This window comes from Lentimicrobium sp. L6 (assembly GCF_013166655.1).
Classification (GTDB): domain Bacteria; phylum Bacteroidota; class Bacteroidia; order Bacteroidales; family UBA12170; genus UBA12170.
This window is the reverse complement of the sequence record NZ_JABKCA010000059.1, coordinates 1-24,163: the sequence shown is the minus strand read 5'-3', so window position 1 is coordinate 24,163 and position 24,163 is coordinate 1. Positions and strand designations below refer to the sequence as shown.

The 24,163-nt window shown below is 33.6% G+C and carries 27 protein-coding genes; 13 read left to right on the top strand and 14 right to left on the bottom strand.

Features of this window, described 5'->3' with window-relative positions; all coding sequences use genetic code 11:
• Positions 1-9 precede the first annotated feature (9 nt).
• Positions 10-1,137, bottom strand: a complete 1,128-nt coding sequence (locus HNS38_RS14590; protein ID WP_172281480.1) for a glycosyltransferase family 1 protein — start codon at positions 1,135-1,137, stop codon at positions 10-12.
• A gap of 88 nt (positions 1,138-1,225) precedes the next feature.
• Here HNS38_RS14590 and HNS38_RS14585 point away from each other — a divergent pair, with 88 nt between their 5' ends.
• From HNS38_RS14585 to HNS38_RS21230, 4 genes are all read left to right on the top strand, one after another.
• Positions 1,226-2,683, top strand: coding sequence for an oligosaccharide flippase family protein (locus tag HNS38_RS14585; protein WP_172281478.1), 1,458 nt, complete (start codon positions 1,226-1,228; stop codon positions 2,681-2,683).
• 92 nt (positions 2,684-2,775) lie between these two features.
• A complete protein-coding gene (locus HNS38_RS14580; RefSeq protein ID WP_172281476.1) occupies positions 2,776-3,801 on the top strand; it encodes a hypothetical protein in 1,026 nt (341 codons plus the stop codon).
• Between the two features lie 116 nt (positions 3,802-3,917).
• Positions 3,918-4,874 carry a hypothetical protein gene (locus tag HNS38_RS14575; RefSeq protein ID WP_172281474.1) on the top strand — a complete coding sequence of 319 codons (957 nt, stop codon included), beginning with the start codon at positions 3,918-3,920 and terminating at the stop codon, positions 4,872-4,874.
• A gap of 76 nt (positions 4,875-4,950) precedes the next feature.
• Positions 4,951-6,318, top strand: a complete 1,368-nt coding sequence (locus tag HNS38_RS21230) for an O-antigen ligase family protein (protein ID WP_172281472.1) — start codon at positions 4,951-4,953, stop codon at positions 6,316-6,318.
• A gap of 13 nt (positions 6,319-6,331) precedes the next feature.
• On the opposite strand, the gene HNS38_RS14565 is transcribed toward HNS38_RS21230, so the two are convergent.
• From HNS38_RS14565 to HNS38_RS14540, 6 genes are all read right to left on the bottom strand, one after another.
• The gene (locus HNS38_RS14565) at positions 6,332-7,255 is read right to left on the bottom strand and encodes a UDP-3-O-(3-hydroxymyristoyl)glucosamine N-acyltransferase (protein WP_172281470.1); all 924 of its coding nucleotides are present in this window, start codon (positions 7,253-7,255) and stop codon (positions 6,332-6,334) included.
• A gap of 3 nt (positions 7,256-7,258) precedes the next feature.
• On the bottom strand, positions 7,259-7,828 hold the full coding sequence (gene efp, locus HNS38_RS14560; RefSeq protein ID WP_172281468.1) for an elongation factor P: 570 nt from the start codon (positions 7,826-7,828) through the stop codon (positions 7,259-7,261).
• Positions 7,829-7,837: 9 nt separating this feature from the next.
• Positions 7,838-8,623 carry an acyl-ACP--UDP-N-acetylglucosamine O-acyltransferase gene (gene lpxA, locus HNS38_RS14555; protein ID WP_172281466.1) on the bottom strand — a complete coding sequence of 262 codons (786 nt, stop codon included), beginning with the start codon at positions 8,621-8,623 and terminating at the stop codon, positions 7,838-7,840.
• Between the two features lie 12 nt (positions 8,624-8,635).
• Positions 8,636-10,027, bottom strand: a complete 1,392-nt coding sequence (locus tag HNS38_RS14550) for a bifunctional UDP-3-O-[3-hydroxymyristoyl] N-acetylglucosamine deacetylase/3-hydroxyacyl-ACP dehydratase (RefSeq protein ID WP_172346644.1) — start codon at positions 10,025-10,027, stop codon at positions 8,636-8,638.
• 91 nt (positions 10,028-10,118) lie between these two features.
• A complete protein-coding gene (gene lpxD, locus HNS38_RS14545; RefSeq protein ID WP_172281462.1) occupies positions 10,119-11,153 on the bottom strand; it encodes a UDP-3-O-(3-hydroxymyristoyl)glucosamine N-acyltransferase in 1,035 nt (344 codons plus the stop codon).
• Positions 11,154-11,212: 59 nt separating this feature from the next.
• Entirely contained in the window at positions 11,213-12,460 is a 1,248-nt protein-coding gene (locus HNS38_RS14540) for an HD domain-containing protein (RefSeq protein WP_172346643.1), read from the bottom strand.
• A 171-nt stretch (positions 12,461-12,631) separates the two neighbouring features.
• On the opposite strand from HNS38_RS14540, the gene HNS38_RS14535 reads away from it, so the two are divergent.
• The 6 genes from HNS38_RS14535 (at position 12,632) to HNS38_RS14510 (ending at position 18,448) form a co-directional block, all read left to right on the top strand.
• Entirely contained in the window at positions 12,632-14,206 is a 1,575-nt protein-coding gene (locus HNS38_RS14535; RefSeq protein WP_216663735.1) for a bifunctional response regulator/alkaline phosphatase family protein, read from the top strand.
• Positions 14,207-14,305: 99 nt separating this feature from the next.
• Positions 14,306-14,734 (top strand): tRNA (adenosine(37)-N6)-threonylcarbamoyltransferase complex ATPase subunit type 1 TsaE, encoded by a 429-nt coding sequence (gene tsaE / locus HNS38_RS14530; protein ID WP_172281458.1) that lies wholly within the window; start codon positions 14,306-14,308, stop codon positions 14,732-14,734.
• A gap of 27 nt (positions 14,735-14,761) precedes the next feature.
• Entirely contained in the window at positions 14,762-15,976 is a 1,215-nt protein-coding gene (locus HNS38_RS14525; RefSeq protein ID WP_172281456.1) for an alanine dehydrogenase, read from the top strand.
• An 8-nt stretch (positions 15,977-15,984) separates the two neighbouring features.
• Positions 15,985-17,040 (top strand): endonuclease, encoded by a 1,056-nt coding sequence (locus HNS38_RS14520; RefSeq protein ID WP_172281453.1) that lies wholly within the window; start codon positions 15,985-15,987, stop codon positions 17,038-17,040.
• Positions 17,041-17,126: 86 nt separating this feature from the next.
• Positions 17,127-17,714, top strand: coding sequence for an RNA polymerase sigma factor (locus HNS38_RS14515; RefSeq protein WP_172281450.1), 588 nt, complete (start codon positions 17,127-17,129; stop codon positions 17,712-17,714).
• Complete coding sequence (locus HNS38_RS14510) at positions 17,711-18,448, top strand: tol-pal system YbgF family protein (RefSeq protein ID WP_172281448.1); 738 nt, start codon at positions 17,711-17,713, stop codon at positions 18,446-18,448. The genes HNS38_RS14515 and HNS38_RS14510 overlap by 4 nt, the downstream gene beginning before the upstream one ends.
• A gap of 62 nt (positions 18,449-18,510) precedes the next feature.
• Here the strand turns inward: HNS38_RS14510 and HNS38_RS14505 are convergent, their stop codons facing one another.
• The 5 genes from HNS38_RS14505 to rpsF form a co-directional block, all read right to left on the bottom strand.
• Positions 18,511-18,741: a hypothetical protein gene (locus tag HNS38_RS14505; protein ID WP_172281445.1), complete on the bottom strand. Its 231-nt coding sequence runs from the start codon at positions 18,739-18,741 to the stop codon at positions 18,511-18,513.
• 64 nt (positions 18,742-18,805) lie between these two features.
• Positions 18,806-19,552 carry an RNA methyltransferase gene (locus tag HNS38_RS14500; protein ID WP_172281442.1) on the bottom strand — a complete coding sequence of 249 codons (747 nt, stop codon included), beginning with the start codon at positions 19,550-19,552 and terminating at the stop codon, positions 18,806-18,808.
• Between the two features lie 66 nt (positions 19,553-19,618).
• Positions 19,619-20,068 carry a 50S ribosomal protein L9 gene (rplI, locus tag HNS38_RS14495; protein ID WP_172281440.1) on the bottom strand — a complete coding sequence of 150 codons (450 nt, stop codon included), beginning with the start codon at positions 20,066-20,068 and terminating at the stop codon, positions 19,619-19,621.
• A 12-nt stretch (positions 20,069-20,080) separates the two neighbouring features.
• Positions 20,081-20,347: a 30S ribosomal protein S18 gene (gene rpsR, locus HNS38_RS14490; protein WP_172281438.1), complete on the bottom strand. Its 267-nt coding sequence runs from the start codon at positions 20,345-20,347 to the stop codon at positions 20,081-20,083.
• 37 nt (positions 20,348-20,384) lie between these two features.
• On the bottom strand, positions 20,385-20,741 hold the full coding sequence (gene rpsF / locus HNS38_RS14485; RefSeq protein ID WP_172281436.1) for a 30S ribosomal protein S6: 357 nt from the start codon (positions 20,739-20,741) through the stop codon (positions 20,385-20,387).
• A 229-nt stretch (positions 20,742-20,970) separates the two neighbouring features.
• On the opposite strand from rpsF, the gene HNS38_RS14480 reads away from it, so the two are divergent.
• From HNS38_RS14480 to HNS38_RS14470, 3 genes are read left to right on the top strand one after another with little or no spacing between them, the layout of a single operon-like run.
• Positions 20,971-21,486, top strand: a complete 516-nt coding sequence (locus tag HNS38_RS14480) for a shikimate kinase (protein WP_172281433.1) — start codon at positions 20,971-20,973, stop codon at positions 21,484-21,486.
• 41 nt (positions 21,487-21,527) lie between these two features.
• The gene (locus tag HNS38_RS14475; RefSeq protein WP_256367542.1) at positions 21,528-21,707 is read left to right on the top strand and encodes a (2Fe-2S)-binding protein; all 180 of its coding nucleotides are present in this window, start codon (positions 21,528-21,530) and stop codon (positions 21,705-21,707) included.
• A 20-nt stretch (positions 21,708-21,727) separates the two neighbouring features.
• On the top strand, positions 21,728-22,348 hold the full coding sequence (locus tag HNS38_RS14470) for a hypothetical protein (RefSeq protein ID WP_172346642.1): 621 nt from the start codon (positions 21,728-21,730) through the stop codon (positions 22,346-22,348).
• A gap of 28 nt (positions 22,349-22,376) precedes the next feature.
• Here the strand turns inward: HNS38_RS14470 and murB are convergent, their stop codons facing one another.
• Positions 22,377-23,393: a UDP-N-acetylmuramate dehydrogenase gene (murB, locus tag HNS38_RS14465; protein WP_172281427.1), complete on the bottom strand. Its 1,017-nt coding sequence runs from the start codon at positions 23,391-23,393 to the stop codon at positions 22,377-22,379.
• A 31-nt stretch (positions 23,394-23,424) separates the two neighbouring features.
• Positions 23,425-24,027, bottom strand: coding sequence for a hypothetical protein (locus HNS38_RS14460; protein WP_172281425.1), 603 nt, complete (start codon positions 24,025-24,027; stop codon positions 23,425-23,427).
• Between the last annotated feature and the right edge of the window lie 136 nt (positions 24,028-24,163).

Sequence of the window (24,163 nt, the reverse complement as noted above, 5' to 3'; positions counted from 1 at the left end):
TTATAGGTTTTATTGATTCACAGTTTTATTAATGGATTTCCAGAGGTTGTCCGCTGTATTTTGCCAATGGAATTTAAGTTTTCTTTGATTTCCTTTCTCTATAAGTTCAGCTCTTAAATCGGCATTTTCCGATACCTTCTTTAAAGCCAATGAAATATCTTCAGGTGAAAAAGGATCTACCAATAAAGCTGCATCACCAGCAACTTCAGGCATAGATGTAACATTGGAGGTGATAACCGGGGTTCCTGTATAAAAAGCTTCAACTATTGGAATTCCAAATCCTTCGAAATAAGAAACATAGGTGAGAGCCAGTGCTGAGGCCAGGGCTTTATGTAATTCTAAGGCATTCAATCTGCCACTAAAAACAACATCGGCTTTATATGACATTTGTTCGTATGTTTCAAAAATTTCATCTGTTTTAAACATCTTTTCACCCACTATCAGTAATTGAACACTTGAACGGTCATTCTTTTTGAATAAATCGAAAGCCTTCATCAAGTTGACCAAATTCTTTCGAGGATTTAAAGCTCCAATAAAAATGAAATAAGGTTTACCACCAGTGTGCTTTTCTACGACTAATTTTTTGATATTAGCAGGTAGGGGAGTGAATTTTTCATTGGCTCCATTATATACCACATCTACTTTACCTTCATCAACTTTATAGAGTTCACAAATATCTTTTTTTGAATATTCAGATACAGTAGCTATTCGCGTTGCATTCTTAGCAAATCGAGGAAAATACTTCCTATAGTAGTAGCGCTCGCTAGATGGCAGATCTTTTGGGTAGTGTTCAAAATTCAAATCATGGAAAACTGCAAGAGTTTTGACTTTGCAATTCAGAGGGATATATCCATCTGGAGATAAGAAAAGATCGACTTTATGGGTCGACAATACTTTGGGAACACTATAATTGAACCAAATATAATAAAGAATGGGATGACGAGCAGGAGGGCCAGTTACCACTGGGGTGATATTATCTCCAAAAATAAAATCGTCGCTATAGGGGCGATCGAAAATGAAGATAAACTCATGTTCCTTATGTTGTTGAGTTATTCTTTTCAGGCTTTCAAAGGTAAACCAACCTATGCCTTCCAATTTGTTTTTGAGTAATAATCTTGTATTGACAGCTATTTTCACTTAGAAACTATTAATTACCAATTCTAATCCTTAAATTTGCCGCAAAGATACAAGAATGACTATTATTTAACTGCCGATCTATAAATTTATGCAGAGAAAGTTTATAACTAATCTAGGATTACTGCTTTTACTCAATTTGCTGATTAAGCCATTTTGGGTTTTTGGTATAGATAGGACAGTACAAAACGTAGTGGGAGCAGAGGAATTCGGCTTTTATTATACCATCCTCAACTTTAGTTTCCTTTTCAATATTTTATTGGATTTAGGAGTTACCAATTTCAATAATCGCAATATTGCTCAGAATACTCAATTATTAGCTAAACATTTTTCTGGAATAGTGAGCTTAAAACTAATTTTGGGTTTCCTTTATTTTATTGTCACAATAGGGATAGGCTTACTTTGGGGTTATAGGGGTTCTCAGCTGAGTTTATTGGCTTTAGTAGGTTTTAATCAATTTTTACTATCATTTATATTATATATAAGATCTAATATTTCTGGAATGCTCATGTTTAGGACGGAGAGTTTTATGTCGGTCTTAGATAGGAGTCTGATGATTATAATCATGGCAGTTTTGCTGTGGGGTCATGTTATTTCTGGTGAATTTCAAATAGAATGGTTTGTTTATGCCCAGACCTCAGCTTATATTATTGCTGCAATTATTGGTTATTCAGTAGTCGTCATTAAAAGTAAGTCTTTAGCCATAAATTGGAATATTCCATTCTTCTTAATGATTTTACGAAAGAGCATGCCATTTGCCTTACTTACTCTATTAATGACTTTTTATAATAGAATTGATACGGTGATGATTGACAAATTATTACCAAATGAAATAGGTAATATCCAATCTGGAGTATACGCACATGCTTATAGAATATTAGAAGCAACAAATCAAATCAGCTTTTTGTTTGCTATTTTGTTATTACCCCTCTTTTCTCACCTAATCAAGGCAAAAGAGAGTTTAATCAATATTGTTAGAGTATCCTTTTCTTTATTGTTTGTGGCTACCAGTATTTTGGCAATATGCACTTTCTTTTATAGTTACGAAATAATGGAATTATTATACGATGAGCATATAAGTGAATCATCCTCGGTCTACAGTGTTATTATTTTTGGTGTGATGGCCATGGGAACCTCCTATATCTTTGGTACTTTACTAACTGCTAATGGAAGTTTAAAAGAACTTAATACTATTGCTGCTATTAGTCTTATAATTAGTGTGACCTTAAATCTGGTTTTAGTACCGAAATATCATGCTTTTGGTTCTGCAGTTGCAAATTTATCTGCATTGTCATTTTCTTCCATCGCCCAATTGTATGTTGTGAAAAGTAAATTTAATTTTAAAATTGATAATAATTTTATCATTAGATTATTTGGCTTTATTATTTTTACTTTAATTATTAGTTATACATCTACTTTCGTAATTACGTATAACTGGGTTCTTAAATTGGTTTTTGTTTCTCTATCTTCCTTATTAATAGCTGTTTTGATGAAGCTCTTGAGTATAAAAGAGTTTGTTGAAATTATAAAAAACGACCAATTAAAATAGCTTTTTATTAATTCCGATCTAATTACATATTTATATTTTCTTATTTAGAAAATAGTTCTATTTTTGGGCTTTCTAAAAGGTTCATATCGATTATGAATAATAATACTTACGAAGGATTTGATTCCTCAAATTTTATTACGTTTTTATTTCAATGGAGACGAACATTTCTCCTTGTAGGTTTGTTGGCTGCAATATTGTCTGTAATATTCTCAACACCCTACTTTATAACACCACTTTATAAAAGTCAAGTGGTATTGTTCCCAACTTCCACCAATGCTATATCCAAAGCTTTATTGAGCACCAACTATGCGGCCAAAGAAGATATATTGGAATTTGGAGAGGATGAGCAAATAGAACAAATGTTACAGATTCTAAATTCCAATATCATTCGTGATAGTATCATTCAGAAGTATCATCTTTCTTCTCATTATGGGATTAATGATGATGATTCTTATCATTTCACGAAATTGTATAGGTTATATGAATCAAATATAAAGTTTAAACGAACTGAAAATAGTGCTGTAAAAATTATTGTTTACGATAAAGACGCTCAATTTGCTGCTGATATAGCTAATGAAATTGCTTTGTTATACGATGTAGTGAAGAATAATATGAAACGTATACGTGCAAATAAGGCTTTCAAGATAGTTGAAAGAGAGTACTTTAAGCTTAGATTAGAAATTAAGCTCAAAGAGGATTCCTTAACAGTATTGCGTAAATTAGGAGTGCATGATTATGAATCACAATCAGAGATGATCAACCGTCAGTTGGCCATGGAAATAGCCAAGGGCAATAATGCAAATATTCAGCGTTTAGAAGGTAAACTAGATATTTTAGCAAATTATGGCGGTCCTTATGTATCCATTAGAGATGCATTAGAACATGATAAAAAACAACTGAGTGAAATTAGAGCTAAATATGAGGAAGCAAAAGTAGACGCTGAACAAGATTTACCTCAAAAATTTATTGTAAATAATGCATATAAAGCAGAAAAGAAATCATATCCAATAAGATGGTTGATTGTAATATTATCAATTTTTGGTTCATTATTTCTTACAGTTTTAGTTATTATTACTTTTGAGCAACTAGAAAAGTTACAAATAAAAAAAAAAGCATAATTCAATTAATCCTAAATCAAATTAGGTATTATGGAAAAGATAATAATAAAGAGTTAAGCTCAATTGATAAGAAATTAGTTTTTAATAAGCATAGAATAAGAATAAATCATATTATAATGGAAAGCAATTTTAATAATCTGAACGTCATTAATACCCTTTTAAGATGGAGGGTTCATTTGGCTGTCATATTGCTTATAGCTTTTGTAGGCTCAGCAGTATTTTCAGGCTCTTGGTTAATTACTCCCAAATTTAAATCTTGGGCGGTAATATATCCATCTAATATTTCACCATATTCTGAAGAAAGTGAAACTGAGCAAATGTATCAAATTCTTCAAGCTAGTTATGTGAGAGATCGTGTTATTGAGGAATTTAATCTTGCTGAGCATTATGAGATATCTCCTGATTATGAGTATTTTACTACTGCTCTGATAAATGAATATAAAGAGAGTGTGAAGATTGGAAAGACCCCTGGTGAAGCTCTAAGAATTGAAGTTTTAGATAGAGATCCAGAAATAGCCAAAGAAATGGTTGAAATGGTTATTCTTGCTTATAATGAGAAAATTAAAATGCTGCATGAAGAAAAGTTTGGCGAAGTTGTGGGGATGTGGGAAAGAGCTAAACAAAGAAAAATTCAATCTATTGATTCCATAAAAAGTGTATTGCATGTATTGGCAGCTGAAGATGGGTTAATAGAATATGGTGCTCAATCTTCTGAAGTAATGAAAGGTTTGTTGGGTACAGTAGAAGGAGGTTCCACACGAATTAATAAAGACGAAGTTAGTAGATTGAGAAAAAGTATGGAGGCTAAAGGTGGAGACTTATTGCTTAGTCTTGAGACTTTAAAGCATCAAGCTTTATTATTAAGAGAAATAACTAGTGAATTAGATAAGGCCGATGCCAATTATGATAGACAGTTTTCATATACTAACGTTATTGAAGAGCCTTTTGCTGCTGATAAGAAATCATATCCAGTGAGATGGTTAATTGTGGCCTTAACGATGTTTACAACATTATTACTCTCAGTTATTGTGATTGGTGTTATTGAGAATTTACGAATTAGAAAGGCGATTTAATTTGTTCTCCTCCAAAGTAAAAATAGGAATTATTTACTTGCTCAGCATTTTATTTGTTTTGGCCAACATGTACTTTGTGGCTAAAAATCAATATTATGCTTTTGCCATTCCATTTGGTTTATTCTTTATTCTTCTTTACTTTTTTGCTTTAGATAAACTGATCTGGTTGATTGTTTTCTTTACTCCTTTAGCAATAATTCTTAAAGATAATGACTTTGGAGTAGGGGTGTCTCTGCCGACAGAACCATTGATGGCTGGGGTATTATTATTGTTTATTATAAAAATATTTTTTGATTGGAGCTTTGATAAAAGGTTTCTAAAACACCCGATAACCATTGCATTAGCTCTTAGTTTGACTTGGACTTTGTTTACTACCTTTACGAGTGAATTACCTATTGTATCATTAAAGTACTTTGTTTCACAACTATGGTTTGTCGTTCCTTTTTACTTCATTTTTAGTAAAATCATCAAGAAAGATTCTGATATCAGAAAGTTTGCTTGGCTTTATATTATCCCATTAATCATTGTGATTATCTATACCACTATTCATCATTCTATGTGGGGATTTGAAACTAAAGCAGGACACTGGGTGATGTCTCCTTTCTATAATGATCATACAGCCTATGGAATGATCCTTGCGTTTTATTTGCCTATTGGTTTGGCTTTAATATTTACAGATGATTATTCTAAGAGTCTGAAAATGTATTCTATTATTGCTACTTTAATCATTCTGTTTGCATTGTATTTATCTTACAGTCGTGCAGCATGGTTATCTGTTATTGGTGGAATAGGCGTTTTTGTTTTAATATATTATAAGATAAAATTACGATATGTAGCATTAACAATTATTAGCGTTGTAGGCTTATTCTTTACTTTTCAAAATCAAATTTTAGATAAATTATCAAAGAATGATCAAGATTCCTCTGCAAATTTTATGGAGCATGTATCTTCCGCAAGTAATATTGCTACAGATGCTTCAAACTTAGAACGTATTAATAGATGGGCTTGTGCACTTCGTCTTTTCGAAGAAAGACCCATAGTAGGATGGGGACCTGGTACTTATCAGTTTGTGTATGCTCCAATGCAAAGAGCAAGTGAAAAAACTATAATTAGTACCGATTTTGGTGATGGAGGAAATGCACATAGTGAATATTTGGGTCCATTGGCTGATAAAGGTGTTCTTGGTTTAGTGACCTTCCTTTTAATTGGGATCGCAATTATTTCTACTGGAGTTCGTGTTTATAAGCAAGATGCTAATCGCTCTAATAGAGTCATGGTTATGGGGATATTGGTAGCTTTTGTTACCTATTTCATTCATGGCCTGCTTAATAATTTCTTAGATTCTGATAAAGCTGCTGTGCCTTTCTGGGGCTTTGCGGCCATATTAGTAATATTGGATATTAGAAATAAAGAAGCCCTAAGCCAAAAAAAGACCGCTAAATAAGCAGTCCTTTTTATTATCTATTTTCTCTAGCTAAACGCCTTAAGGTTGCCATCTCTTTCCACTTCTCTCTAGCTTCAATAGCTGGGCTACCAAAATAGGTTTTGCCACCTTCTACTGACTTGTCAATAGCTGATGTGGCTAATATGACTGCTCCTTTACCAATAACAATATCTTTGTTTATGGCTACTCTACCCCAGATAATAACATCATCCTCAATTTTTGTTACTCCTGCAATAGCAGCATGAGCTCCTATCAAACATCTTTTACCAATTTGGGTGTCATGTCCAATCTGACTGTGGTTATCCATTTTGGTATCTTCACCAATGATGGTATCGCCACTTACTCCTTTGTCGATGGCACATAATGCACCAACTTCAACTTTATCTTCTAGAATAACTCTACCACAAGATTCAAACTTTTTAAAGCCATCTGCTCTCTTTTGGAAATAATAAGCATCAGCACCAATGATAGCACCAGAATGTACGATCACATCATTACCAAGAATGCAATGGTCGTAAATACATGCATTGGCGTGAATAATACAATTCTTTCCAATTTTTACATAATTTCCAATAAATGCTCCTGGTTGGATAATAGTTCCTTCTCCAATTTCTGCTTTAGGACTGATAGAGGAGGTGGAAGCTTCAAAAGGTCGGAAATGTTTAACGAGTTTCATGTAGTCGTCAAATGGGGTGTCCGAAATGATTAAAGCCTTGCCTTCAGGACAATCTACTTCTTTGTTAATTAATATAGTTGTAGCAGCGCTGTTTAATGCTTTACTATAGTATTTTGGGTGATCAACAAAAGTTAGATCACCCGCTTCTACCATATGTATTTCATTAATTCCACTTACTACATAATCGTCAGCACCAACATATTTGTTAACTCCAATGAGTTTACTGACTTCTTTTAAGCTGTAATTTCTAGGAAATCTCATTCACTAAGCTTTAACTCTTTCAGAATACTCACCATTTCTGGTATCTACTTTGATCAATTCACCAGTATTGATGAATAGAGGAACTCTAACGGTAGCTCCAGTTTCAACTGTAGCATCTTTTAAAGTGTTGGTAGCTGTATTCCCTCTTTCTCCTGGTTCAGTATAGGTAATTTCAAGAGTTACATAAGGTGGAAGGTCTACAGTGAGGGGTGATTCAGTTTCTGCATGAATTAAAATCTCAACATTCTGACCTTCTTTCAAAAACGCTCCTGGAGCTCCAACAAGAGCTTCATCTAAAAATGTTTGTTCAAAAGTTTCATTATTCATGAAGTGCATATCTTGACCTTCTTTGTAAAGGTATTGGTAGCTTCTTCTTTCTACTCTTTGGATATTAATTTTAACACCAGATGTAAAAGTATTAGGAATAACTTTCCCAGTTTTTAGATTTTTTAGTTTTGTTCTCACAAAAGCTGGTCCTTTACCAGGTTTTACATGTTGAAATTCAACAATAGAGAATAAGTTTCCATTAAATTCAATAACTAATCCGTTTTTGAAATCTGAAGTGTTTGCCATAATTGTATTTTATAAAAATCTTGAATATCCCCTCATGATACCACGAGTTGATTTTGCAATAAAAGTTAATATTTCGTCTCTCTCAGGTGTTGCAGGAATAGTTGCTTCAATATAATTGACAGCCTGAGATACATTTTTATTCTTTAAATAAATAATTCTGTAGATTTCTTGAATCTGCTGAATTTGTTCTGGTGTAAATCCTCTTCTGCGTAAACCAACGGAGTTGATACCAACGTATGAAAGAGGTTCGCGACCTGCTTTAGTATAAGGAGGAACATCTTTACGAGCCATTCCACCACCACTAATCATGGCGTGTTTTCCTACTTGTACAAATTGGTGTACAGCTGCTAGGCCACCAATGATAGCCCAATCGTGAATATCTATGTGGCCTGCCAAAGTTGCTCCATTAGCTAGGATTACATTGTCGCCAACGATACAATCATGAGCAATATGCACATAAGCCATAAGCAGACAGTTATTTCCAACTATGGTTTCCATATTGGCTTTAGTACCTCTATTTACGGTCACAAATTCTCTAATGGTGGTGTTGTCACCTATTTTTACTAGGGTCTCTTCACCATCGTATTTTAAATCCTGAGGGATAGCAGAAATCACTGCACCAGGAAAAATCTTACAATTTTTCCCAATTCGTGCTCCTTCCATGATAGTAACATTCGATCCAATCCATGTGCCTTCTCCAATGATTACATTCTTTTCAATATTTACAAAAGGCTCTATCACTACATTACTTGCAAGTTTTGCCTGAGGATGAACGTATGCTAAGGGTTGATTCATTATCTTGTATTTTTATTTTATCTTCACTATTTGCGCTAACATTTCGGCTTCCATTACTACTTTATTTCCTACATAAGCTATTCCACCCATGTGGCAAAGTCCTCTTCTGATAGGGGTTAGTAATTTTAAACTGAAATTTAGAGTATCACCTGGCACAACTTGATTACGAAATTTTACTTTATCAATTTTCATAAATAAAGTGATATAGTTTTCAGGATCGGGAACCGTGCTTAAAACTAAGATTCCCCCAGTTTGGGCCATCGCTTCAATTTGCAATACACCCGGCATTACTGGGTTTCCAGGAAAGTGACCTACGAAAAAATCCTCGTTCATGGTCACATTCTTACTTCCAATAACATGAGTATCGCTCATCTCCATAATCTTGTCAATAAGTAAGAATGGAGGACGATGAGGAAGCTTTTTCATGATATCATTGATATCGAAAAGTGGTTTTACATCAGATGAGAAAGTGGGCATGTTTTTCTTGCTCTCTTCATCTTTCTGTCTTTTTTTAAGGATTTTGGCAAAAGCAGTATTGTTCTTATGTCCAGGTCGAGTGGCAATGATATGTGCTTTAATAGGTTTTCCGATTAATGCAAGATCACCTATTACATCTAATAATTTGTGACGGGCTGGCTCATTATTTGCAAAAAGTTCCAGGTTGTTTAAGTATCCTTTTTCAGTTACATTAACAACAGGTTTGTTAAATAATTCAGCCAAGCGGTTGAGTTCATCTTGTTCTACTTGTTTTTCTACATAAACAATAGCATTAGCAAGATCACCACCTTTTATCAAGTTGTTTTTTAATAGAAACTCTAGTTCATGGAGAAATACGAAGGTTCTTGCTTTGGATATCTCTTTTTTAAATTCTCCAATATGATACATATTGGCATGTTGAGTTCCTAAAACTTCACTTTCGTAATCTATCATCACTGAAACTTTGAATTCGTCGCTTGGAATGGCGATATATTCAACTTTTTCATCAGCATTCTGATAGCTAATATTCTCGGTGAGCTCGTAATATTCTCTTTCGGCTTCTTGTTCTTCTATTCCAGCATCTTCTAATTTCTCAATATATAATCTTGAGCTTCCATCAAGAATTGGAGTTTCTGCACCATTCATTTCAATTCTAACATTATCTATCTGCAATCCTACCAAAGCAGCTAAAACATGTTCGATGGTATAAACTTTAGAACCTTTGTATTCTAAAGTAGTTCCTCTAGAAGTATCTACTACATAGTCAACTAAGGCTTTAATTTCGATATCTTCGTTCACATCTGTTCTTACAAATCGATAACCATAACCTTCTGCTGCTGGCTTGAATGCTATGGTTACTTCTTGTCCGGTATGCAATCCGGTTCCAGAGATGCTTACTTCTCTTTTAATGGTACGTTGTTTTTCCATAAATACTTTATGCTAATTTTTATATCAAGCTATTTGATGAAAACATTCTGGTTTTCAATTAAAATAGCCGCAAATTTAAGAAAAAATCTCTTTACGAGTTTTTTGAATTTTTAAGCTGCTTTTCTAGCTCATCAATACGCTTCACAATATCTGGAAGTCTCTTATAATATACATATGATTTTCTATATGGAGCAATATCATAAGCTGGGGAACCTTGAATGACTTTACCATCTTTAACATTTGAGCTCACTCCACTTTGAGCAGCTATCATCACTCCATCTCCAATAACTAAATGGCCTGTTATACCAACTTGACCGCCTATCATACAGTTTTTACCTATTCTAGTACTTCCCGATACTCCTGTTTGAGCTGCAATTACAGTGTTTTCTCCGATTTCTACATTATGAGCAATCTGAATTAGATTATCTAATTTTACACCTTTTCTTATTACAGTAGATCCTAGGGTGGCCCTATCGATAGTAGTGTTACTTCCTACCTCAACGAAATCTTCTATAATAACATTGCCTATCTGGGCTACTTTTTTGTAATTTTTATCATCTTGTGGGGCAAATCCAAAGCCATCACTTCCTATGATAACACCAGAATGGAAGGTACAAGAATCTCCAATTTTGCAATCATTATATACCTTGGCTCCCGCAAATAAAATACAATCTTTACCCAATTTAGTGTTGTCTCCAATATAAGCTTGTGGATATATTTTGCTTCCATCCCCAATAACACAATTTTCAGAAATAACAGCATATTCGCCAATATATACGTTTTTTCCAATTTGGGCAGATTCAGCAATAAAGGCTTGAGACGAAATTCCTGTTTTTTGATTAGTAGCTTCTTTGTACAGATCTAATAATGTAGAAAATGCAACATATGCATTTTTAACCTTAATTAAAGCACAAGGGACTTCCTTTTCTGCAATAAAATCTTCATTTACGATGATAATGCTTGCTTTAGTGGTATAAACATGCTTTGTATATTTAGGATTAGCTAAAAAACTAAGGGTTCCTGGCTGACCATCTTCTATTTTTGATAAGTCATGCACCTCTATGTTTTCATCTCCAACCACTTTGCCTTCTAATACACCTGCGATCTGCGCGGCAGTAAACTTCATATGTGTTAGTTTTCGAATTTGGGGCAAATATATTCAAAATTGCCTAAACTAAAAAAATGCTAAATCTTAGTGTCTCCAATATGGAATTCTTTGGGATAGCATAAATAGAACTTACTAACAGGAGCCGATAAGCTTCTGATATTGAAGTTGTCAGAGGCTGTTGTGATGTCTACCAGTGTTCTGTTTTTTTCTTGAATGAAAATTTTATCCGCCTTTTGGTTGTAAGCTCTATTGCTAGCAATACCGCTATATACGAAATGAGCGGCCTCATCTATGCTTATTTCATAAGTTTTAGCTACTTTTTTCTTTAACTTTTGAATAGCATTTTGGTCGAATTTTTCTTTCTGGATAATAACCTTTGGAATATGTCTTTCTAAAATGTTTTTACATAATAAACTTAGTGTTTTATCTTTATGTTTGGACCATTCTTTAATGGCGAACATAATATCAAAGTCATCAATGCTGGCAAATTTGGATAATAAATCCTTTTCTATTAATTGTTCAGCATCTATCTTATTTCTAAGAAAAAGATTTAATTCTGGACTAGAACTGATTCTAGAATCGGTTTTTGATAAAACTCTTGCTCTTTTAATTATTTCAATCAACAGTTGTTCAGCACTGAGAACAGTTTTATGTAAGTATACTTGCCAATACATGATTCTTCTAGCGACCAAGAACTTTTCTACAGAATATATCCCTTTGGCCTCTACCACTAATTGGTCATCTATAACATTGAGCATTTTGATTAGCCTATCGGTTCCAATAACTCCTTCACTTACACCAGTGAAATAACTATCTCTTTTTAAATAGTCGAGCCTATCCATATCTAATTGACTACTGACCAATTGATGAAGGAACTTCTTATGATAGGAGTTTTTATTAATAGCGATGGCCGTATCTAATATGCCACCGAGATCCTTATTAATGGCTTCTAATAACAAGGAACCTACTTTTTCGTGGCTGGTTCGGTATAATAGGTGGCGCTCTAGAGTATGGGAGAAAGGCCCATGACCAATATCATGCAGAAGAATGGCTTGTTGAGCAGCTAACACCTCCTCGGTGCTAATGTTGATTCCTTTATCTTTCAAACTTAGTAAGGTGCTTTTCATCAGATTCATTGCTCCCATACTATGCTGGAAACGAGTATGAATTGCACCAGGGTAGACCATATAAGTTAATCCCAACTGATTTATTCTTCTTAACCTTTGAAAATAGGGGTGCTCTATAATATCATAAATAGATTCATCACTTATTTGGATAAAGCCATATATTGGATCGTTAAATATTTTAAGCTTGTTTGTATTCATAGTTTTCGAATGAATCTGCAAATTACGTATTTCTTTGTTCTTATAAACGAATAATAGAGAATTGATAAGAAGCATTAACAAATCTTAACAAGGATCAAGTATCTGTAATTCAGCTCTATATATGATTGTTGTTTTTGTTGAGTAAAATCCATGCAATAAATCGCTAATTTTATGTTTTTAATAGAAAGAAAAAATATGGGCACTAAAATATTATGGGTTGATGATGAGATAGATCTTTTGAAACCCCACATTATGTTCTTGGAACAAAAAGGTTATGAGGTTGGTACTGCTAATGATGGGAGTGAAGCGCTTGATTTGGTTGATGAAACGGATTTCGATATTGTATTTTTGGATGAAAATATGCCAGGGTTAAGTGGTATTGAAACTTTAGAGAGATTGAAAATAAAGTCACCTTCTTTACCAATTGTGATGATTACAAAAAGTGAAGAAGAATCTATCATGGAGGAGGCTATAGGATCAAATATCGCTGATTATTTGATAAAGCCCGTTAAGCCTAATCAAATTCTTCTTTGCTTAAAAAAGAACCTCGATAATAGAAAAATTGTTTCGGAGAAAACCACCATGGCTTATCAGCAGCAGTTTCAGGCTTTGAGTATGGAAATAGGTAATCGTTTAAATCATAAGGAGTGGATTGAGATTTACAAGAAATTGGTTCATTGGGAGCTGAGTTTGAGTAAATCGAGAGATAATGGTATGGATGAAGTGCTGAAAATGCAAAAGGACGACGCCAATAATCAGTTCTCAAAATTTGTGATGAGTGAATATGAAGGTTGGTTAAGTGGGAATAGTTCAGACGCACCTGTATTGTCGCATACTTTGATGAAGAAGAAAGTATTACCAGCTGTTAAAGATGATAAACCTACTTTCTTATTTATCATTGATAATTTAAGATATGATCAATGGAAAACCATTCAGCCCTTTTTTGAGGAACTTTTCCGAATTGAAGAAGAGGAACTGTATTATAGTATTCTCCCAAGTACGACTCAATATGCTCGTAATGCTTTGTTCTCTGGGTTATTACCTTCAGAAATAGAAAAGAAATATCCTCAATATTGGTTAGGAGAGCACGATGAGGGATCGAAAAACCAATTCGAATCTCAACTAATGGGCGAGTTGCTGAAGCGTTTTGGTAGACAGGACAAATACTCTTATCACAAAGTTCTCAATATGAGTTTTGGTCGAAAAGTGGTCGATTCACTTCCAAACTTAATGAATAATGACTTGAATGTGATTGTCTATAATTTTGTAGACATGCTTTCACATGCTCGAACCGAAATGGAAATCATCAGAGAACTTGCCGATGATGAAGCAGCTTACCGATCTTTAACGGTGAGTTGGTTTGAACATTCTCCATTATATGATATGTTTAAATACTTATCCAAAAAAGATGTAAATGTGGTCATAACAACAGATCATGGTAGTATTAGGGTTCAGAACCCGGTACAAGTCATTGGAGATAAACTAACCAATACCAATTTGAGATATAAAGTTGGAAAAAGTCTAAATTACAAAGCCAAAGATGTTTATGAAGTTAGAGAACCCAAGGATGTATTTCTCCCAAAGACACATATTAATGATGGATACATTTTTGCAAAGACAAATGATTTCTTTGCGTATCGTAATAATTTCAATCATTATGCTAATTACTATAAGAATACCTTCCAGCATGGTGGTATATCCATGGAGGAGTTATTGATTCCTATTATTCGTTTGCGAAGCAAATAATTGGCACAATAAAATAAAGAAAAGGGAATGAGTTATTCATTTCCTTTTTTTTGTGTCAAAAACTGGATATCCCTTTGCTTTTTTTATTTAATTTGCCCCATGTCAAAATATGAATTCAAAGCTGAAGGTCCTTCGGATCTTTCAAAGATAGCTCAAAGCCTAATAAAATCGCTTGGAGAGCATAAGATAGTTGCTTTTAAAGGCGAAATGGGAGCGGGAAAAACCACATTCATCAAAGCCATTTGTGAGTTCTTACAAGTAGATGGGATCGTTAATAGTCCAACATTTTCTATTATTAATCAATATGATACCTTAAAAGGGGATATTGTTTTTCATTTTGATTTTTATCGTTTGGAAACTTATCAGGAGGCCCTAGATATTGGTATTTACGATTATTTGGAGAGCGGAAATCTATGTTTGATGGAGTGGCCGGAAAAAGTGGAGAAACTTTTACCTGAAGAATGCGTATATTTGAAAATTAAGGAAGATGAGCTAACCGGAGATAGAATAATTAAATGGGAAGTTTAAAAAAAAATAGCTCTCAAAATATCGTATATGGTTTCTGAAGAAGGATTGATAAATATTTCATCGCAATTACTACCCAAAGAAGAGATGCTAGAAGTTGGGCACCAAAAATCAAATATTAGTATTGGCGTGCTTAGCGAAACAGAGGAGGGTGAGAATAGAGTTTGTCTGACACCAGAATCAGTAGGTCTATTGGTGGAACTAGGTCATAAAGTACTGGTTCAATCCAATGCTGGTCTTAAATCAGGCCATTCTAACGTGGATTATTCTGAGCAGGGAGCCGAAATTATAGAAACAACAGAAGAGGTAATGGAGGCTCAAATTCTTCTAAAAGTAAGTCCATTATCCCCAAAAGAGAGAAGCCTGATTCGAAAGAATCAATTATTGGTTACATCCCTTCAATTATTTAATCAGAAAAGAGAGTATTTTGCCGATTTTATTGAGAAAAAAGCTACAGCTATTGCCTTTGAGAGAATAAAAGACAGCACCAAGGCGTATCCTCTCATTCGTTCCATGAGCGAAATTGTAGGAAGTGCTGGAGTTCAAATTGCAGCTCATTATTTATCTCATCCAGATTATGGAAATGGTACTATGCTTGGGGGGGTTCCTGGTTTAAAACCTGCCGAAATCGTTATTATTGGTGCAGGAACTGTTAGTGAATATGCCGCTCGTTCCGCCATTGGAATGGGGGCTCAGGTAAAGATTTTTGATAATTCCATTTATAAACTTCGGAGGATTCAGAACAATCTAAAGCAGAATATATTTACATCAACTATACAGCCTCAGGTTTTAATGAAGGCTTTAAAGGATGCGGATGTAGCCATAGGAGCACTACGTGTAAAAGAGACTGGAAGTCATTATATGGTTCCAAGCTATATGGTAGAGAATATGAGAAAAGGCTCTGTCATAATGGATATTAGTATAGACCAAGGTGGGGCTTTCGAAACTTCTCGTCCAACTTGTCACAAAGATCCCGTTTATCAAAAGTTTGGAGTTACACATTATGGAGTACCAAATATTGCCTCTCGTGTGGCCTATACAGCTTCTAATGCCCTCTCTAACTTTTTTACTCCTTTATTACTAGAAATGGCTGATGCAGGAGGGGTTTCCCAGTATTTAAAGCGAAATGCAGGAATTAGAAATGGTGTTTATGTCTTTAATGGTATTATAACTAATAATAGGGTTGGGAAAAAATTTGGCTTTAATTACCGCGATTTAGATTTATTATTGGCAGTATTACATTAGTAGAAACTATGTCAAATATAAAACAAATAATAAGGATAATACTTTTTATCCAGGCTATTTTTTTAAATGGCTTTGTATTTTCTCAAGAGGAATTAGATAGGCATCCTCAAGATAGTTTAAGAATGATGTTTTATAATGTTGAGAATCTATTCGACCCTTTTGACGATAGTTTAACGAGTGATGAAGAGTTTACAGAGGAAGGGGCGAAGCATTGGTCTTGGTATAAGTATCAAGATAAACTCAGTAATATTTATAAAACAATAGTAGCTGTTGGAAATCCATACCCGCCTGCAATTATCGGCTTATGCGAGATAGAAAATCGGTTTGTATTGAACCAATTGGTTTACAAGACTCCGTTTTCAAAATTTGATTATAGAATTGTTCATGAAGAAAGCCCTGATAGAAGAGGTATTGATGTTGGTTTATTATTCGATCCTAAGCGTGCAGAATTGATTTATCATGAAGCCGTTCGGATTGATTTTCATTTTTCTCCACAAACAAAGACTCGTGATATTCTTTATGTTAAGCTTAGAATATTTAATGAAGATACAATTCATATTTTTGTTAATCACTGGCCTAGTAGATGGGGAGGTCAAATGGCATCGGCTCCAAAACGAAATTATGTGGCCGATATCTTAAGGGTGAAAATAGATTCCATATTTAATGAAGAATTAACACCTTCTATTTTTGTGATGGGGGATTTTAATGATGAACCTGAAGATGAAAGTTTAAGGCTTCATTTAGAGGCTGGTAGCCCTGAGGGTTCTTCAAGAATGGTGAATGTAATGTTGCCTTTAGTAAATGATAAATCAAAAGGAACTCATAAATATCAAGCCAATTGGGGAATTTTAGATCAATTTATTGTCTCAAAGTTCTTACTTTTGTCCAATAACCAATTACAAATTAACCTCCATCAAAATCCCATTTTTGCTGAGCCATATCTTTTAGAAAAAGATGAAAAGTTTTTAGGATTAAAACCGAATCGAACTTTTATAGGGTATAAATATCATGGAGGATTTAGTGATCATTTGCCTATATTTTTGGATCTGTATAAGATGCAGTAATCCAGGCGTTTGTAAAAGTTTTTAAAAAAAGATTAAAAATAATCAATAATTTAGGGGTACGTTTTTACAAAAAATAGTATTAATAAGTGAAGAAAGAGAAATATACAACAAATGAGATCCTAGATGGAATAAAAAGTGGTAATAATATTATACTTCAATTTATCTATCAAAGTTATTTCGATTCGATTAAAACCTTGGTTTTGTCGAAAAGAGGGAATGAAGATCTTGCTTATGATATTTTTCAAGATTCTCTTGTAGTTATCTACAAGAAACTAAAAACTGAAGAGTTTCAAATATTAAAAAGTTCTTTCTTTACTTATTTCTATTCGGTTTGTAGAATTACGCTATTTAAGTACTACTCTACAGGTTCGAAAGATGCATTGCCTCTTGCAGATAATTTAAAAGATTTGGAATTTATTTCTAGTGATTTTGAAGAAGAGGAAAGGTTGGCGGTTGAAGGAATAAAAGAGCAATTATTCCAAAAATATATCGATCTAATTCCTGACTCTTGTATGAAAATACTCAAATTGGTAATGGCCGGATTTAAAGCTGCTGAAATTGCCAATAAACTAAATTTATCCAGCGATGCTTATATAAGAAAAAGAAAGAAGATCTGTCTCGAGACTCTGATTGAAATGATTAAAAAAGATCCTAAATCAAGAGAATTATTATGAAAGCGTCAAAAACAAATTTAATCCAAAAGAAAGTCCTGAATGAACTTTCGGAGTTTGAACTGACTGACTTTAATCGGTTAATAGAATCAGACTCTGATTTCGCAAAGGAATATGCGATGGCTAAAGAGTTGATGACTTATGTTGGTAATGAAGAATTGTTAGTTTTCAGGGGGCAATTAGAAAAAGTTAGTAAATCGCATAAAAGCAAAAACTCCAATAAAAGGTTGATTAGTTTAAGAAGACACTGGTCCTATGTGGCATCAGTTGCTGCTGTTGCCCTCATTTTATTTGGCAGCTATGTATTTCTAAATGAGAATTCAGCATCCGATAAATTATTTGATCAATATTATAATACTGATGAAGTGTTTTTAAATACTCGTAGTGGTTCTACGCATAGTAATAGTGTTTTAGAACAAGGCTTGGTATTGTTTGAAGATAATAAATTTGAGGAGTCAATAGATTATTTTGAACAGCTACCTACCAGTGTTACCGCTTTATATTATAGTGGGGTGGCACATATGGAAATAGGAGAGTACGAGGTTGCTGAGTTTAAGTTTGATCAGGTCATATCAAATTATTTAAATGTGTTTTATGACCAAGCGCAATGGTATAAAGGCTTGTGCTTGGTAAAACAAAATAAGAAACAGGAGGCCAATGTGATATTTACCATGATTTCGCAATCAAATAGTTATTATAAAGAACAAGCTTTAGAATTAACAAAGCAAATGAAATAAGTTTCGAGAAGTGAATAAGTCTTAAGCCTACAGTTCGAGTAGGCTTTTTTTATGCTTTTTTTTTAATGAGAATGCGCTTTTGCTCCAGCACCATGATGTGATTCGTAATTTTCACATACATAATCAGGATCCTTTTCACACATACAGCTCATCTTTTTACCTTGGCTCGTTTCTAAATCTGAACTACAGGTTTTTGTAAATACAGCTCCTTTAACGAAAAACATTTTTATTCCAATTAAAGCAAAGGCAACAGCCATTAAAACTACGGTGATTAATATTAACTTAAGAATCATGATTTATTTTTTTACAAAGATAAAGCTTTTCTACTTTTGAGCTGAAAATGATACTATTTTTAACTTATTTAGAAAAGATGGATAAAATGATGCCAGTTGCAATAGAAGCATTTAGTGATTCTGCTTTGGAATTATCGGCTTGTGGTATATAAATAGCTTGAGTAATCAGCTTTTGAATTTCTTTGGAGATTCCTTTTGATTCGTTTCCAATAACGATAAATCCTTTTTTATTCAAAGATAATTCATAGATATTTTCACCTTGAAGGAGGCTTCCATAAATTGGTAGCTGATGTGAGTTGGATGATAATGCCGTTTTTAATTCAGTATAGTAAATTTTTTTTCTAAATACAGAACCCATGGATGACTGAACTACCTTGGGGCTGTATGCATCTGTTGTTTCTTTTGAACAAAGGATAGTATTGATGCCGAACCAGTCTGCCGTGCGGATTATTGTACCTAAATTACCAGGATCTTGTATGGTATCAAGTACAAGAATCAGCTCGTCATTTGGTATATGTAGTTCGTTACTCATAGGAGAGTTGACGACAGCCAAAACTTGGTTTGCAGTAGATAATTGACTCACTCTTTCTAAGTCTTTACTCTTCACCACTCGTGCAAAAGGCTCGTTAACTATTTTATTGTTTTCAAGATACCAATTATCAGTAGCAATTAACAGTTTTATGTCAAAATTTGATTGCAGAAGCTCCTCAATCATCTTTGGACCCTCAACTAAGAATACGCCATGTTTTTTTCTACCATGACTTGTTTTAATAGCGTTGATGAGTTTTATCTCAGATTTACTTATTTCCATAACACTAAATTATAAAAAAAACCCGTCTCAATAGAAACGGGTCTGAATAACTTAACTTGAACAGATTTACTCTGCAATCACTTCGAAACTAATTTCAGCTGTGATATCCTTATAGAATTTCACAGTGGCTTTGTATGTTCCAACTTCTTTAACAGCATCACCTTCAATAGTAATCATCTTACGATCGATTTCTTGATTGTGCTGTTCTTTGATAGCATCAGCCAATTGAATGTCATTAACAGAACCAAAGATTTTACCTGTTGTTGCAGCCTTAGCTCCAATCTTAACAGTTAAACCTTCCACTAACTTAGCTTTATCACTAGCTACTGTTCTGATTTTCTCTTCTTTATATGCTTTTTGCTTTAAGTTCTCGGCAAGTACTTTTCTATTGCTATCATTAGCAGCTATTGCAAATCCCTGAGGAATTAAATAGTTTCTTGCGTATCCTGATTTAACAGTTACTATGTCGTTGGTATAACCCAAGTTAGTAACGTCTTTCTTTAATATAATATCCATAATACTGCCTCCTTATTTTAATAAATCACCTACGTAAGGCATTAAAGCCAAATGACGAGCTCTTTTCACTGCTTGAGCTACTTTCTTTTGATATTTAGTTGAAGTACCTGTTAAACGACGAGGAAGAATTTTTCCTTGTTCATTCACAAATTTCAAAAGGAAGTTGGCGTCTTTGTAATCGATATACTTAATACCGCTTTTCTTGAAACGACAGTATTTTTTCTTCTTTGTATCAACCGCTATTGGGGTCAAATATTTTATTTCACTATTTTGTGCCATTTTTAAAGTTTTTGGGGCGTTTAGCCATTAATAAAATTTAGCTAGCTGCTTCAGTTGCCTTTTCTTTTTTCTGAGCTCTTTTCTTCTCATTATATGCAATAGCATGTTTGTCGAGAGATACAGTTAAGAATCTTAACATTTTCTCGTCGCGCTTTGTAGCAATTTCGAATTCGCGAATTTGAGAACCTTCTACTACATATTCGAAAAGGTGATAGAAACCTGTTGATTTCTTTTGAATAGGATAGGCTAACTTTTTCAAGCCCCATTTTTCTTCGTGTACTACATCAGCTCCTAGGCTTTTTAGTAAGTCACGATACTTGTTTACCGCTTCCTTCATCTGTTCTTCAGATAAAACGGGAGTCATAATGAAAACGGTTTCGTACTGTTTTAACATCGTGTTAAATTTTAAATTATTATTTTAATGTATTGATTATAAGCGAAATAGATATTTGATATCTCTTTCGGGCTGCAAATTTACAAAATATTTCTGAAATCCAAGTGTTTTAAGACAAAATATATTGCTTTTATCCGCTAGCTATTAATACTTTATCATATCTGGTTTGAAAAGTAAAATTGCTTGTTTTTGGTTTTTTAAACTAAAGATTAATTCCTAATTTTGTTATATGTTGATTTTTATAATTGGAATGATGGGGAGCGGTAAGACGAGCTTAGGAAAAAAACTAGCTCGTCAGCTGGATTATGATTTTATTGATATTGATGAAACCATCGAAAGTGAAGAAGGAAAGACCATTAGCGAACTGTTTGATATATGGGGAGAGGAAGAGTTTCGTATTCAAGAACATTCTCATCTAAAAAAGATTGGTAAACTTGAGAATGGTGTAATTAGTACAGGTGGTGGTTTGGCATGTTATCATGATAATATGAGTTTAATGAATCAGCTAGGCGAGACACTTTTTCTATATGCAGATAGTGCTTTTTTGGCCAGTCGCTTAAAACAAGGGAAAGCTGGTCGACCTCTAATTGCAGAGTTAGTTGATGAAGAACTTCCCGGTTTTGTGGATGCTTTATTAAAAAAAAGAAATCCTTTTTATGAGCAAGCAAAGCACATTATTCCCAGTAAAGATTTGAAGGTAAGTGATGTTTTAGAATTGTTTTTGTCTAAAGGATTATCCTTTTAGAATTATTCTAAATGATTAACTTTGCCGAAAATTAAAAAAATATGGAAGACAATATCATTTGCAATTGTATGAGCGTTAGCGAGCATGAAATCGTTCACGCTATAGAGAAACAGGATGCAGTGACCCTGCAAGATATAGAGGATATAACAGGAGCCATGTCTGGTTGTGGTTCATGTACTGAAGAGGTTGAAGATATCTTACAAAGAGAATTAGAAAAATAAATCTATTAATTCCACATATTATGAAGAACTTATTAATAATTATTTTACTAGCTACTTTTGGTTTGTCAGTGCTGGCTCAACAGTCTGATACTCTTGTAAAAGATGAGTCTGCTCAGCATGAGCAAGCGAATCAACACCAAGTTCAGCCTAAAAATAAAGCAGAGAAACCTAAGGAAAAGTCTTCATTTAAAATGAATAAAGTGATTATTGGAGGTAGTTTGGGGTTTAGTTTTGGTTCTGTTACTTCGGTTAGAATAAATCCATTGTTAGGATATAAACTCACTCCTAAGCTTACAACTGGTGTTACGGGTTTGTATGAATATAACAGCTACGATTATTATGGTTATGGTCGTCAGAGTTATAGTAATTATGGGGGTAGTGTTTTTAGTAGGTTTCGCTTTGTACCTATGGCTTATCTGCATGCCGAATTTAGTTATATCAATTACGAACTCTCAAGATTAAACAATGAAAAATACAGACAGGGTGTTCCTTTTATTTTCCTTGGAGGAGGGTTTGCACAAAGAATAGGTCGTAATACTTTTGCTTATGGTCAAATATTATTTGATGTATTACAGGATAGAAATTCACCATATTCAGATTGGGCTCCTTTCTATAGTGTTGGGGTAAGTGTAGGGTTCTAAATAAAAGATTGACAAAAGAATTCTAGAGCTAGAGGATTATCACTTCTGGCTCTAATTGTACCTTGAACTTTGTAAAAACTGTCTTTTGTATGTGATTTGAAAGCTCTGCTATTTCTATACCTGTAGCCTTATCCTTGTTTATTATTATCAAAGCATGATTAGGGTGAACTCCAGCATCACCAATAGTATACCCTTTTAAACCTGCATTTTCAATTAACCAAGCTGCCGCAATCTTTGTTTGCTCATTCTCTAAAGGATAATGCGCAATATTTGGATACAATGCTTTAATAGAATCGAATTCTTTATTACAGATAATTGGATTTTTGAAAAAACTCCCTGCATTTCCAATCTCATTGTGCTCAGGTAACTTACTTTTTCTAATATTGATAACAGCTTGTCTTACGTTTTTAATATCTGCATAAGACTTATTACTTGTTTTCAGAGCCTCCTCCCTGAGGTTTCCATAGTCCAGTTTCACTTTTGGGTATCGGTCGAGTTTAAAAACAACTGATGTCACTAAGAATTTGTTCTTTAGTGGCCCTTTAAAAATACTATATCGATAATCGAACTCCAGTTCATGTAAATAGAAATTGACCCTATGTCCATTATTTAAATCTATTGCTTCTAGGCTATTAAAAACATTTTGAACTTCCACTCCATAAGCTCCAATATTCTGCACTGGCGAGGCTCCAACTGTTCCTGGTATATAGGAGAGGTTTTCAACTCCTCCAAAACCATTTTTTACCGCCCAAGCCACAAAATCGTCCCAGTTTTCACCTGCCGCAGCTTTCACCCAAACCCATTGAGCTCTGGTTTCAATAATTTCAAAACCTTTGTTTTCAATTTTTAATAATTCACCTTCAAAATCTTTTACGAAAAGCAAATTACTTCCTTCTCCAATTACTAATCTTTTAGTGCATTTAGAATTTTGTTTGAAATACTCCACAGCCTCTTCTTCAGTTTGAAAAATAGTGACTTTTTTAGCGGATACTTCTGTGTGAAAAGTATGAAGATTCTTTAATGATGAGTTTTGATATTGCTTCATTAACAAGTGTTTTATAATTTGCAGGAATTAATTATATCGGCTTGATAAAAGTACTTGTTTTTTTACTGCTGTCTAGCTCAAAACCAAGTTTTTTAAGATACTGATTATGCTTTTTACTATAGCTTCCTATTTTGAAAGTTTTAAAACCTTCTTTTTTAAACTGTTCCTGTTGGTAGAAATATTTCCCTAATTTAAAATCTCTATAACTTGGGGTGACATAGTCTAATTTGATATGGATTTCGTCCCCTTTTTTATCGGCTAAGAATACACCCGCAACCTGCATATTTCTCAATACTAATAATGAGATATCATGATTTTTAATTTCGAAATCAGGGAAGAATTTTTGGATGTCAGATAAATTGAAGTCCAGAAATTCTTTTAAATAATAATTATTGGCTTTAATTTCTAAAGTTCTAAAATACTCTTTTGTAGAGTACATTTTTATTAGATAATAAATATTGGTTAATGCGATAAAGCCATTTAAAACTCCAACAGGATAAGCACCTATAGTAAAGCCATAAATGGTAAATAAGGTGCTTCCAAACAAGCTAAACCAACGAAGGCGAACAATAGAGTTGAAAATCATGGCCATTGCAACGAGCAAAGAGCCTAAATATCCTATAATTTCAATCATATTAAAAATTTTTGGCAAATGTCGAATAAATAATAATTTCTAGCACTAAAGGGTGCAAAAGATATTCACTAATTCATATTGTAAAATAGGGTTACCCATTTAAGTCTCGTGTAATTTAATCGAAGCGTAAGCAATC